Annotated in this window: 9 protein-coding genes; 8 read left to right on the top strand and 1 reads right to left on the bottom strand. The window is 70.9% G+C overall.

All coding sequences use genetic code 11. The features are described 5' to 3' along the window. Positions 1-700: 700 nt before the first annotated feature. The gene (locus tag A3IC_RS0107610) at positions 701-1,213 is read left to right on the top strand and encodes a hypothetical protein (protein ID WP_020549470.1); all 513 of its coding nucleotides are present in this window, start codon (positions 701-703) and stop codon (positions 1,211-1,213) included. 286 nt (positions 1,214-1,499) lie between these two features. Here the strand turns inward: A3IC_RS0107610 and A3IC_RS0107605 are convergent, their stop codons facing one another. Next, entirely contained in the window at positions 1,500-3,908 is a 2,409-nt protein-coding gene (locus tag A3IC_RS0107605) for a hypothetical protein (RefSeq protein WP_020549469.1), read from the bottom strand. A 319-nt stretch (positions 3,909-4,227) separates the two neighbouring features. Here A3IC_RS0107605 and A3IC_RS0107600 point away from each other — a divergent pair, with 319 nt between their 5' ends. From A3IC_RS0107600 to A3IC_RS0107570, 7 genes are all read left to right on the top strand, one after another. After that, positions 4,228-5,643, top strand: coding sequence for an extracellular solute-binding protein (locus A3IC_RS0107600; protein ID WP_026217984.1), 1,416 nt, complete (start codon positions 4,228-4,230; stop codon positions 5,641-5,643). Between the two features lie 37 nt (positions 5,644-5,680). Then, positions 5,681-6,634 (top strand): carbohydrate ABC transporter permease, encoded by a 954-nt coding sequence (locus A3IC_RS0107595; protein WP_020549467.1) that lies wholly within the window; start codon positions 5,681-5,683, stop codon positions 6,632-6,634. Next, entirely contained in the window at positions 6,631-7,509 is an 879-nt protein-coding gene (locus A3IC_RS0107590; protein ID WP_026217983.1) for a carbohydrate ABC transporter permease, read from the top strand. Before A3IC_RS0107595 ends, A3IC_RS0107590 begins: the two co-directional genes overlap by 4 nt. A 26-nt stretch (positions 7,510-7,535) precedes the next feature. Next, positions 7,536-8,495 carry an NAD-dependent epimerase/dehydratase family protein gene (locus A3IC_RS0107585; RefSeq protein WP_020549465.1) on the top strand — a complete coding sequence of 320 codons (960 nt, stop codon included), beginning with the start codon at positions 7,536-7,538 and terminating at the stop codon, positions 8,493-8,495. A 113-nt stretch (positions 8,496-8,608) separates the two neighbouring features. After that, positions 8,609-9,859 carry an enolase C-terminal domain-like protein gene (locus A3IC_RS0107580; protein WP_020549464.1) on the top strand — a complete coding sequence of 417 codons (1,251 nt, stop codon included), beginning with the start codon at positions 8,609-8,611 and terminating at the stop codon, positions 9,857-9,859. 231 nt (positions 9,860-10,090) lie between these two features. Continuing rightward, on the top strand, positions 10,091-11,167 hold the full coding sequence (locus A3IC_RS0107575; protein WP_086018415.1) for a LacI family DNA-binding transcriptional regulator: 1,077 nt from the start codon (positions 10,091-10,093) through the stop codon (positions 11,165-11,167). Between the two features lie 257 nt (positions 11,168-11,424). Then, positions 11,425-13,065, top strand: a complete 1,641-nt coding sequence (locus A3IC_RS0107570; protein WP_020549462.1) for an FAD-dependent oxidoreductase — start codon at positions 11,425-11,427, stop codon at positions 13,063-13,065. Positions 13,066-13,352 lie beyond the last annotated feature (287 nt).

Below are 13,352 nucleotides of genomic sequence, written 5' to 3'. Positions count from 1 at the left end.
CGCGAGCCGGCGACGAAGTCGCCCAACAAGAAGCAACGCCGTGCCCGCGACTCCGGCTGGGTGGACCTGCCGCGTCCCCGACGCAGCCCCGCGTCCCCGACGCAGCCCCGTGACCCCGCTGTGCCCGCGACTTCGGTCGGTTGGGCCCGCTGCGCCCGCGACTCCCGTCGGTTGGGCCCGCTGTGCCCGCGACCCAGCCTCTGTGGGCCGATCGTGCCCGCGATCCCGGTCGCGTGGGCCTGCCGCGTCCCGACCCAGCCCCGTGACCCCGCCGCGCCCGCGACCCCGGCCCGGCGGACCTGCCGCGTCCCCGACCCAGCCCCACCCCGCCGCGCCCGCGACCCCGCCTGGGTGAGCCCGCCGCGTCCCCGACCGGTGGACCTGCCGCGCCCGCGAACCCCGTCGGCTGACCCCGCCGCGCCCGCGACCCCCGTCGCGTAGGCCCGTCGTGCCCACGACATCGCCCCCGTAGCCCCCTCATGCCCCCGACCCAGCCCCCATAGCCCGCCGCGCACCGCCCCCGACCCCCGCCCAGCCCCAGCCCCAGCCACTTGCCAAATCGCGCCGTTTCGTCCCGGTCGCTTGTTGGGGCAGGCGTGGATTGCTCTACTGGGTTTCGCGTGACGGGTGTCGCACCCGGTGTACTTCTGCTCCTCCGCACGGTTCGGGTCCAGCCCAGAAACCAACCCAGGAGACAGGTATGTCAAAACGCGCCAAGTCGGCCAAGTTCGCTGCGCTCGCCACCGTCGCCGCACTTGCCGCCGTGACCACGTTCGCAGGCACCGCCTCCGCCGGCGGGCCGTCGACGTCCCCCTACAACTGCGTGGACACCAGGGGCGGAGCGTTCACCGCGAAGGTGACGTACTCCACCGGTGGCGGCGTGCTGAAGGTGAGCATCGCCCGGTCGATCCCGATCGGCTTCCCCGCCAACTCGATCAACACCACGGTGCTCTTCAACGGGCCCAGCGGCGGCGTCGTCTACGACGGTGCGATCAACCCGCCCTACCCGGCGTCCTCGCCCGTGCTCAACCTCGGGGCGATCCCGAAGGTCAGCGGCACCATCTCGCCCGGCCAGCCGCTGAACGCGGTGCTCACCGGCACCCCGCCCTCCCCGAGCAACTGGAGTCTGCGGGTGCTGTTCCCGACCGGGTCGTGGCCCAGCTGGTACTGCGTCACCCGCACCCCGCTCACCCCGCCCCTGACCTACAACTGACCCGACCCCAGACCGGGGCGGCGGCCCCGAGTCCGCCGCCGCCCCGCTCCACCCGGGTGGGCCCACCCGACTCCGTACCTTCCCGGCAACGGCCGTACCAGGCGCGTCGAATCGACCCGCACCGTGCCCGGTTCAGCCCTCACCCGCCGGCCTGCCGATCACGCCCGGATTCCCCCGGAGCCCGCCCCCACAACTCCCTCCCGGGACCCTCCCGAAGCCCGCCCGCACCCCGCCCGCACCCCGCTGACCCCACCCACACGCCGACCGCTACCCGCCGCCCGCCGGATCAGCAGCCCGCGTCCGGTGTGTCCGTCAGCCCGTAGTAGATCCGCGGGGCCCCGTCCAACCGCAGCTCCACCCGCCCGCGCACCGGCGTCAACAACCGCTCGCGCCCGATGCAGTCCACCTCGCGGACCGTTGCCGCGGCATCCCGCCGGCCGCCGTGCTGCCCTCGCCCCCGCTGTTTCGCCGCCGAGGCGACCGTCGCCGCCTCCACCGTCACCGACGTCTTCGTGCGCCACCCGTCCACCCACGGTTCGGGTGCCGCGAACCAGCCCGAGTCGGTCGGGTGGTCGGGGTTGAGGATGTAGCCGTCCTTGCGGCTCCACAGGATCGAGATCGGTCCCTCCGGCGAGGAGAACAGCAGGCCGTGCAGGTCCGGGTCGGCCAGGGTCAACCGGCGTACGAACACCGCCCGATCCAGCACCCGGGCCGCCGTCGCGTAGGCCAGTGCCGAGGGCTTGGCGCCGAGGTCGCGGTGCATCAGGCCGTAGTGGTACTCGGAGTTGACCGGGTCGGCCAACTGCGGCTTGCCCAGCACGCTGTCGTGCAGCTGGTACCAGTTCACGCAGCGCACCCCCTCGGCCTTGGCCAGCGCCAGGGTCAGCAGCACGTTCTCCGCGGCATGCCGGTACGTGTCGTGCCACCAGCTGTTCGGCTTGGTGCACGCGTATGCCTCGGTGAGCCACAGCTCCTTGGCCCCGTACTCGGCGATCACCTCGCGAGCCTTGTGCAGGCCGCCGAGGAAGTTCCAGTACGTGCCGTGGTCGCCCATCGTCCAGTCGGCGGGTGCCGGGGCGTAGTCGGGGGTGAAGTTTCCTCGGCCGGGGTGGAAGGCGAAGCCGTCGATCAGGTCCCAGCCGCCCGCGTCGCGGAAGTTCCTGGTCCAGATGTAGTCCATCCCGGCCAGGCCGGCGTTGAGCACCCTGGTCCGGGCGCCGGCCGCCGTCAGCCGATCGCGTACCGGGTGCAGGCCGTCGCGGACATAGTCGGACGCGGTCTGTCCGCTCATCCACGGCTTGTTGATCTCATTGGCCACCTCGAACCAGTCGGCGTTGGCGGCGATCGCCTTGGCCGTGTTGGTGTCCGCCCACGCGGCGACCTGGGCGGTGGTGCCGCCGAGTGGGATGCCGGCCAGTTCGATGTTGTGCGCGAGGCCGGCGGCGTCCAGCGTGGCCGGCGGCAGGCCCGGGCCGCCGTCGTAGGAGATCCGCACCCGCTTGATGCCGAGCCGCTGCATCAGGCCCAGCACGGCCGGGGTGTCCGGCTTGAGCAGCCACGGGTAGTTGGCGATGCCGAACATGCTGTCGGCGCCCGCCCGGTACGTGAACGGGGGCAGCACCGCGAGGTTGGTCCGGGCGAACGCCTCGTCCGTCCCGGAGGTCGCGCTCACCTCGGTGAACACGATGCCCTGCGGCGGTGAGGTGACGGTGAAGGTCTGCGCCCAGGTGGCGCCGGCCGCGATCGTGCCGGTGACCGCGCCGTTGCCCAGCACCCGGCCGTCGAAGTCGCGCGCCCACCAGGACAGCCGTACGGTCCGGTCGGTCGTGCCACCGTTGGCGACCTCCGCGTGCAGAGGCATCGGGACGCCGCCCTGGTCCCACAGGGAGAACGGCCGGTCGGTCCACACCTCGACGCCCAGTGGCCGGGCCGCTCCGGTGGTGCCGGCCGCCGCCGGCCGCATCGAGCCGAGCACCAAATCGGCCTCGGTCACCGCGCCGCCGGTGGTCGCGGTGCCGGGGGCGTGGATCCAGGTGGCGTTGGTCCAGGCCGGGGTGGTGCCGGCGAGTCGGAAGTACGCGTTCGTGTCGGCCCAGGTCTCCTGGTAGACCACGCCGGCGTTGGTCTCGTACGGGATGCCGCCGCCCGCGTCCCGGTTCCACGTGGTCAGCGCGACGAAGGACTCCGGCGCCGTGGGCGCGAGCACGGTACGTCCGAACATGAAGCCGGCCGGGGTCAGCGTGGTCGAGCCGCCCACCTCCCAGCGCAGATGCGCCCGGTGCGGGGTGACGTCGAAGACGCCTCGCACGGTGATCCCGTTCGCGGCGGCGGGCAGCGTGTACTCGACCTGGATCGCCGGTCTGCCGTCGGCGAGCGTGATCGACGACGGCGTGCCGCCGGTGCTCTGTTGGATGCCGACGACGGTGTCCTTGGCCATGAATCGGGTCAGGCGGACCCGTTCGACGCCGGCGCCGTCGCGGACGGTGACGTAGCCGTCGGCTCCCGCGGTCAGGCTGATGCCCGGTGCGGAGACGGTCACCGGTGCCGCCCGGTCGGCCGCGAAGGCGGTCCCGGGCAGCGTCGCACCGGCCACGCCGACCGCGACCGCCCCGGCGAGAAAGCCGCGTCGGCGCAGGTTGCCGTCGGGGCTGTGCTGGTCGTCGGCGTGGTCGTCGGGTGTGTGGTGGGTGGACATGAGGATCCCTTTCCCGAGCGACAGGGTTGACCTAATGCGGATTAGAGCGAATGTGTACTCCGATCGTCGACACGAGTCAAGGTCGCCGTATGTCTGATTCGCCGGGTCGCGCAACTTGTCGGCAACCCTCTTGACACGCCCTCCTAATGCGAATTAGATACGACCTCATCGCAGCTCAACGCATCCGCGTCCGGAGCGGCATCCACTCCGGGACGACATCCACCCGGAACAACGTCCACCCGGAACAACGTCCACTCCGGAACAACGTCCACCCCGGAGCAATGTCCGGACCGCAGCATCAGGATCCAGGGAGGTACCCGTGGCCGAGTCAGTCCCGGTCAGCACGCACCGGCGCCGCCGCCGTCGGGCGGTGGCAGGGGCCGGGGCGCTCGCGCTCGCCCTCGTCGCCGGCACGGCCGGTTGTTCGTCGGGCGAGTCCGGCGGCGCCGGCTCCTCCGGCAAGACCACGATCACCGTCGCGGGCATGCCCGCGACCACGGCGCCGAAGACGCGGCAACAATTCCTGGACGCGGTCGCGGCGTTCGAGAAGGCCAACCCGAACATCAAGCTCAAGCCGACCGACACCCAGTGGGACGCGCGCACCTTCGCCGCCCGGCTGGCCGGCGGCAGCGCCGAGACGGTGCTGACCGTGCCGCTGACCGAACCACCCGGCCTGATCGCGCGCAAGCAGATCATCGACCTGAGCGCCGAGGTCAAGAGCCTGCCGCACTCCGGCGACCTGGACCCGCGCGCGCTGGCCCCGGCCACCGCCGCCGACGGCAAGGTCCACGGGCTTCCCGTCACCGAGTACGCACTCGGCCTGGTCTACAACCGCGACCTGTTCACCAAGGCCGGTCTGGACCCGGACAAGCCGCCCGCCACGTGGGACGAGGTGCGTACGGCGGCCAAGAAGATCTCCGACACCTCCGGCGCCACCGGCTACACCCAGATGACGGTCAAGAACACCGGCGGCTGGATCCTGACCGCGATGACCTACGCCTATGGCGGCTCGATGGAGAAGAAGGTCGGCGACAAGTACGCGCCGTCCCTGCTCGACGGCCCGGCCGAGAACGCGCTCAGGCAACTGTCCGCGATGCGCTGGCAGGACGACTCGATGGGCAACAACCACCTGCGCACCCAGCAGGACGCCGAACGCGACTTCGCCGCGGGCAAGATCGGCATGATGATCAGCACGGTCAACAGCTACAACCGCTACATCACCCAGTACTCCGGCAAGCCCGCCGACTTCGGCATGGCCGCGCTCCCGCAGCAGAACGCCGGCCGTTCCACACTGCTCGGCGGCCTGATGGCCGTGGTCAGCGCCAAGGCCACCCCGGCGCAGCGGGCCGCGGCGGTGAAGTGGATCGACTACTTCTACCTCAAGCCCGCCTACGACCCGGCCGCGGCCGAGGAACTCGCGCTCGCCCAGGCCGCGGACAAGCTCGCGGTCGGGCTGCCCACGCTGCCGTTCTACTCCGCTGCGGTGTCCGACCCGGTCAACGCGGCGATCAACAAGCACGCCAATATCCCCGCCGCGAACTTCGCGCCCTACGTCACCGGCGTGGGCAAGCTGGACTACCAGGTGGAGCCGCCGGTCGCCGCGCAGGACCTGTACGGGGCGTTGGACACGGTGGTGCAGGCCGTGTTGACCCGCAAGGACGCCGATCCGCACGACGAGTTGGCCAAGGCCGCCGACCGGCTGGGGCCGGCCTTCGAGAAGGCGCAGGCACAGTGATCGGCCACGAGCCCGGGGTGCGCCGTGAGGTCGCGCCGTGAGTACGCCGACCATTCCCCGGGAGAGCCTGCCCGCCGTCGCACCGGCGCCCGTCGGGAAGCGCCCCCTCCGGGTGAACCGCCTGCGCGCCGGCTCCCGGCACATCGCGCCGGCACTGTTCCTGCTGCCGACCGTGCTGGTGTTCGGCCTGTTCTCCTGGTGGCCGATCATCCGCAGCCTGGTGCTCAGCTTCCAGCAGACCAACCTGGTCGAGCCGGCGACCTGGGTCGGCTTGCGGAACTACCAGACGCTGCTGGACGATCCACTGCTCGGCAAAGCGGTGTGGAACACCGTGGTGTTCACCGGTCTGGCGCTGCTGATCGGCTTCCCGTTGCCGCTGTTCCTGGCCGTGCTGATGTCCGAACTGCGGCGCGGCGGCGGGCTGATGCGGGTGCTGGTCTACCTGCCGGTGGCGGTGCCGCCGGTGGTCGCGGTGCTGATGTGGAAGTGGTTCTACGACCCGGACACGGGATTGTTCAACGAGGTGCTCGGCAAGGTCGGACTCGGCCCGTACCCGTGGTTGCAGTCCGCCGACACCGCGATGACGAGCCTGGTGGTGGAGGCGACCTGGGCGGGCGCGGGCGGCGCGGTGCTGATCTATCTGGCCGCGCTGGCGAGTGTGCCGACCGAGCTGTACGAGGCCGCCGAACTGGACGGGGCCTCGGTTCGGCGCCGGTTGTGGCACGTCACGTTGCCGCACATGCGCTCGATCCTGCTGATCATGATGCTGCTCCAGGTGATCAACACCTTCCAGGTGTTCACCGAGCCGTTCGTGCTCACCGACGGCGGGCCGGAGGACTCCACGGTCACCGTGCTGCTGCTCATCTACCGGTACGCGTTCGTCGGCGGCGACTACGGCAGTGCCGCCGCGCTGAGCGTGAGCCTGGCCGCGGTGCTCGCGGTCCTGTCGGCGATCTATCTGCGGCTCACCCGCACGTGGGGGACGAAATGAGTACCGGTACCAGGGGTGTGATGTCCGAGGCGGAACGCCGGCGTCCGCTCACCCGGATCGGCCTGGGCACCACGCAGCTGTTGCTGATCGCGGCGCTGGTGATCGAGGGTGCCGGGCCCATCTACTGGGTGTTCAAGGGCTCGATCTCCTCCACCCAGGAGTCGCTGCGCCACCCGCTGGCGTTGTGGCCCGAGGAGGCGCACTGGTCGAACATCTCGACCGCGTGGACGAGTCTGGACCTCGGCCGCTATCTGATGAACACCGTGGTTCTGGTGGGTGGTTCTTGGTTCGTGCAGTTGTTCGTCGCGGTGACCGGCGCCTACGCGCTGTCCGTCCTGCGGCCGTTCTACGGGAAGTACGTCTACGCCGCTGTGCTGGCCACGCTGTTCCTGCCGGGCACGGTGTCGATGGTCTCGCTCTACCTGACCATCCAGGATCTGCCGCTGACCGGCGGTTCGATCGCGAACACGCCGATGGCGGTGTGGCTGCCGGCCGGTGCGCATGCCTTCAACGTGCTGCTGATCAAGCAGTTCTTCGACGGTATCCCGAAGGAACTCCTGGAGGCGGCCCGTCTGGACGGCGCCGGTCCGTGGCGAATCCTCACCCGTATCGTGCTGCCCATGTCCCGGCCGATCCTGGCCGTGGTGTCGCTGCTCGCGGTGATGAACGCCTGGAAGGACTTCCTCTGGCCGATGATCGCCATCACCGACACGGACAAGCAGCCGCTGGCGGTGGCGTTGCCGCGACTCGCGGACACCTCGGACCAGAGCCTGCTGATCGCGGGCATGCTGATCGCGATCATCCCGCCGGTCGTGGTGTTCCTGGTCTTCCAGCGACAGATCGTGCGCGGGATCGCCTTTACGGGGCTCAAATGAGCGGGGCTCACATGAGTGGGGCTCACATGAGCGGGGTTCGCGTGGGCGAGGAGCGTGGGCTCGGGACGGATGGTGCCGGGCTCGGCACGGTTACTGCCGAGCCCCGGACGGATGTTGCCGAGACTCGCATCACGCGGGTCCTGGTCACCGGCGCCGCCGGGCGGCTCGGGACCGCGGTGTTGGCCGAACTGGCCGATCGGGGCGTGCCGGTGACCGCGTTGGTGGCCGAGGACGTCGGGGAGATGCGGGCCGATCGGGTGGTGGCCGGCGATGCGCGCGATCCGGGTGCCGTGTCGGATGCGCTCGGTGGGGTCGATGCGGTGATCCATCTGGCCGCGCTCGCCTCGCCCGAAGTGGCCGCGCCCGAGGTGGTGTTCGGTACGAATACGCAGGCCACGTTCGTGGTGCTGAACGAGGCCGGGCGGGTGGGGGTGCGGCGTGCGGTGCTGGCGAGCAGCCTGTCCGTGACCGGCCTGCCGTTCGCCCGCTCCACGCCTCGGCCGCAGCCGGCGTACCTGCCCCTGGACACCGCGTTGCCGCTGCGCGTCGAGGATCCGTACGCGCTGTCCAAGCAGGTCGACGAGGCCACCGCCGCGATGATGCACCGGCGGCACGGCATGACGGCGGTGGCGCTGCGCCTGCCGTTCCTCGGCGATCCGGATCGACTCGCCGGACACGCCGCGCGGTTGGCCGGGAATCCGGCGCTCGGCGCGCCGGAGGTGTGGAGCTATCTCGACCTGCGCGACGCCGCACGGGCGTGCGTACTGGGCCTGACCGCGCCGGCGGTGACGGGCGCGCCGGTGCTGTTCGTGGCGGCGCCGGACACGCTGGTGGCCACGCCGACCGCCGACCTGCTCGCCGCGCATCTCCCGGGCGTGCCCTGCCGCGCGGTGTTCCCGGCCCGTGCGGTGCCGATCGACCTGACCCCCGCCCGGCGACTCCTCGGCTTCACCGCCCGGCACCCGTACCTCCAGGAGCGAACCTGATGACCACGTCGGAGACAACAGCGGGCGAGCGGGGTTCCTCGATTTCCTCGGCTTCCTCGATTTCCTCGGCTTCTGCGACTTCTTCGGCTTCCTCGGCGGCAGCGCCGGCGGCGATGCCCGAGACGCAGGCTCCCTGGCCGGCTCGGGACGCGTTGCGGATCACCGCGGTGCGGGCGATCGTTACCGCTCCCGGGGGCGTTCCGCTCGTCGTGGTACGGATCGACACGTCCGAGCCGGGGCTGTACGGGCTCGGCTGTGCGACTTTCACCCAGCGGTTCCACGCGGTGGTCGCGGCCGTCGAGGAGCACCTCGCGCCGATGGTGATCGGTCGGCATCCGGGCGACATCGAGGACATCTTCCGGATGTTGCACTTCTCCTCCTATTGGCGCGGTGGCCCGGTACACAACAACGCGCTGTCCGGGATCGACCAGGCGCTGTGGGACATCGCCGGCAAACGACTGGGCGTACCGGTCTACGAGTTGCTCGGCGGCCGGGTGCGCGGCGGTGCGGCGGTGTACACCGGTGCGCGCGGCGGCGACATCGAGGAATCGATCGAGCGGGTGGCCGCGCTGGCCGAACAGGGCTACCGCTACGTGCGGTTGCAGACCGGGGGACCCGGGCTGGGCACCTATGGCGCCGACGGTACGCCGGGCGGCTACCCGAACGCGCCATACCCGGACGGCTGGGACGTCGGCCACTACCTGCGCACCGCGCCGCGCCTGTTCGAGCGCGCCCGCGAGGTGCTCGGAGACGAACTCGGGCTGCTGCACGACGCACACAACCGGCTCACCCCGAAAGAGGCGGTGGGACTGGCCCGTTCGCTGGAGCCGTACCGGCTGTTCTTCCTTGAGGACCCGCTGGCTCCGGAGCACTTCGACCGGCTGCCCGAGGTGCGCGCCGCCGCGCCGATGCCGATCGCCTCCGGCGAGTTGCTCACCTCGATGACCGACGCCACGCGCCTGATCACCTCCGGCGGCATCGACTACCTGCGGGTGCACGTCTCGGCGGTGGGCGGGCTGACGCCGGCCCGGAAGCTGGCCACGCTGTGCGAGCTGACCGGCGTACGGACCGCGTGGCACGGACCACCGGATGTGTCGCCGGTGGGCGCGGCGGTCAACGTCACGCTGGACGTCACCAGTGCGGCCTTCGGCATCCAGGAGCAACACGTCTACCCCGAGCGGGTGCACGAGGTGTTTCCCGGCACGCTCCGCACGGTGGACGGCTACATCACCCCGTCGGATCGGCCCGGTTGGGGCGTGGACCTGGACGAGGCGATGGCGGCGAAGTATCCGCCGCAGACCCACCTGCACGAGCGGTGGGCCGCTCGGGTGCGGCGGCCCGACGGGGGGCTGGAGGCTCCTTGAATCCGCCGATCTGCCCGATCCGCTCGACCTGCTTGACGTGCTTGACGTGCTTGACGTGCTTGACCTGCTCGACCTGCTTGACCTATTCGATCTGCCCGATCCGCGCGGTCCGTTCGATTCGTTCGAGCCGGAGCCGTCTGAGCCACCTGAATTACGCACTGTGACTGGATATACTGGATCGATAGATCTGATGCGCATTAGAAACCTGTTGTCAGGTGTTTGGAGGAGTACATGAAGCCGATCGGCGGGCCCGGGCGGCCGGCTGGTTCACGCGCGAACCGGCCCCGCCAGGCGGACATCGCCCGCCTGGCCGGCGTCTCACAGCCGACGGTGTCCCTGATCCTCAGCGGCGGTTCGGCGGCGGTCGGGATCGCCGACGAGACCCGACGCAAGGTGATGGCCGCCGCCGAGCAGCTCGGCTACATGCCCGACCCGATAGCGAAGCGCCTCGCAGCCGGGCAGAACAATCTGCTCGGCCTGTACACGTTCACCGCGACCTTCCCCACCGAAATGTCGCACGCCTACCACCCGTTCCTGGTCGGTATCGAACAGGAGTCCGCGGCGCAGGGCTACGACCTACTGATGTTCATCGCGTCGAGCGTGACCGGCGAACGGCCGCACGCCGAGGTGCTCAACCGGGTCCGGCTGGCCGACGGCTGCCTGTTCATGGGTCGGCACCTGCCGATCCGGGAGATGGACCGGCTGCTGGCCACCGACCTGCCGGTGGTCTACCTGGGCCGGCACGACGACTTCGGCGACCGACTGCCGTACGTCGGCGCGGACTACGTGACGGCGACGGCGGAGGTCGTTCGTCACCTGGCCGAGCTGGGCCATCACCGGATCCTGTACGTGCGCGAACTCGACGACGCGATCAGCGCGGTCGACCGCGAGGCCGGATTCCGCCGCGGCATGGCCGAGTGCGGACTGCCGGTCGACCGGTCCACCGTGGTGCGCACGGACGGATCGGACCTGACCGCCGACCGGCTGCGGGGCTGGTACGAGCAGGGTGTCACCGCGATCGTCACCGAGGCGACCGACACGGACGCCGCGCATCGGGCGGTGCTCACCGCCGCCGCGACCGCCGGCTACCGATTCCCCGAAGACCTGTCCCTGGCCACTCTGGGCGCACCCGAACACGCCGTGCCCGGGCCGGCGTTCCTGTCCGGCTTCTCGGTGCCGCGACGGGAGATGGGCGCGGCGGCGGTCCGCCTGCTCACCGGCCTGATCGCGGGCGATCCGAGCTTGGCCAGACACCAGTTGATGAGTTGTGAGCCGATGCCGGGGCAGACGGCGGGGCCGGCCCGGTGAGGTGGGCCCGGTGAGGCCGGGGTGTTGAGGGCAGGGTGTTGAGGGCGGGGGGTGAGGCGGTCCGACGGGCGGCCGATTGATTCGGCGGCGGCTCTTCACCCTCACCCTGCTTCGCGGCTCGCCATCGGCCGAAGGGCCATGTCGGCATGCCGGATTCTGCCTCGTCGGCTTGATCGGTTCGATCCGCGTCACCCGGCTGGATCGCGGGTCGGGCTTCCCGCACCGCCATGCGGCTCTGTTCCGCTGTACGTCCCACCATGACTGCGTTCACGGAAGGCTTCACCATGTCCGAAATCAGCACCGAGGTTCTCATCGTCGGCGGCGGGCTCGGCGGAGTCGCCGCCGCGCTGGCCGCGTGCCGTGCGGGTCGAACGGTCGTACTCACCGAGGAGACCGACTGGATCGGCGGCCAGCTCACCGCGCAGGCGGTGCCGCCGGACGAGCATCCCTGGATCGAGAGCTACGGCGCCCCGGCGAGCTATCGCGAGTTGCGCACCGCGATCCGCGACCACTACCGGACCTGGTACCCGTTGACCGGCGCGGCCCGGGCCCGGCGCGAACTCAACCCCGGCGCCGGCTACGTGAGCAAGCTGTGCCACGAACCGCGGGCCGCACTGGCCGTGTTGCAGGCGCTGCTGGCGCCGCACCTGGCATCCGGGCGACTGCGGATACTCCTGGAGCACGTACCCGCCGAGGTGTTCGCGGACGGCGACCGGCTCCGCGCGGTCACCCTGTGGGGCGTGCGCACCGAGGAGTCGCACACGATCAGTGCGGCGTACGTGCTGGACGCCACCGAGACCGGCGAGTTGCTCCCGCTCGCCAAGGCCGAGTACGTCACCGGCGCGGAGTCTCGGGACGAGCACGGCGAGCCGAACGCGCCCGCGCAGTACGAGCCGTTGAACATGCAGGGCATCACCTATTGCTTCGCCGTGTCGTACCACGAGGACGAGAACCACGTGATCGACAAGCCCGCCGACTACGAGTTCTGGCGCTCGTACCGGCCGGACTTCTGGCCCGGCCCGCTGCTCGGCTTCCTCGCGCCGGATCCGCGCACCCTGGAACCGGAGGTGCGTACGTTCGACCCGCGGCCGACCGGCGACCCGCTCGCGGTGAACGCCGATCAGAGCGCCAACGCGGGCGGCGACGACCTGTGGTTGTTCCGCCGAATCCTGGCCAAGGGGTTGTTCGAGCCGGGCGCGGTGGATTCGGACATCACGCTGGTGAACTGGCCGTTGAACGACTACTGGCTGCGGCCGATCATCGAGGTCGGCGCGGACGAGGCCGCCGCCGCGCATCGGGAGGCCAAGCAGCTGTCGTTGTCGGTGCTGTACTGGCTCCAGACCGACGCGCCGCGGCCGGACGGCGGCACGGGGTATCCCGGACTGCGGCTGCGGCACGATGTGGTCGGCACCGGCGACGGGTTGGCCAAGTCGGCGTACGTGCGCGAGTCGCGACGGATCCGCGCGGTCACCACGGTGACCGAACACCATGTCTCCCGGGACATCCTGGGCACTCATGGGATCCACCACTTCCCGGACTCGGTGGGCGTGGGCGCCTACCGGATCGACCTGCATCCCTCGACCGGCGGCGACAACTACATCGACGTGGCCAGCGTGCCGTTCGAGATCCCGCTCGGCGCGCTGCTGCCGATCCGGATGCGCAACCTGCTGCCGGCGGCGAAGAACATCGGTACGACGCACATCTCCAACGGCTGCTACCGGCTGCACCCGGTGGAATGGAACATCGGCGAGGTGGTCGGCCACCTTGCGGCGTTCTGCCTGAAGCGGGGCGTCGAGCCGCATGCGGTCCGGGAGGACGCTGAGCTGTTCCGGGAGTTCGCGGCGGAGTTGGACGCGATCGGGGTGGAGCGGCACTGGCCGGCGCCGGCGGGGTATTGATTGGTGGGGTGGGGTGGGGTGGGTCGCGGGGTGCGGGCGCGGGGCGGGCGGGGGTCGTGGGTGTGATGGTGGGGCGTGACCGGGGTCGTGGGTGTGAGGATCGGGCGTGACCGGGGTCGTGGGTGTGAGGATCGGGCGTGACCGGGGTCGTGGGTGTGATGGTCGGGCGGGCCGGGGTCGCGGGTGTGAGGATCGGGCGTGACCGGGGTCGCGGGTGTGAGGATCGGCGGGCCGGAGTCGTGGGTGCGGCGTTGCTGCTTGTTGGGCGACTTCGTCGCCGGCTCGCG

This window comes from Embleya scabrispora DSM 41855 (assembly GCF_000372745.1).
Taxonomy (GTDB): Bacteria; Actinomycetota; Actinomycetes; order Streptomycetales; family Streptomycetaceae; genus Embleya; species Embleya scabrispora.
Note: the sequence above shows the minus strand (reverse complement) of the source record. Positions and strands in the feature narration are given on the sequence as shown.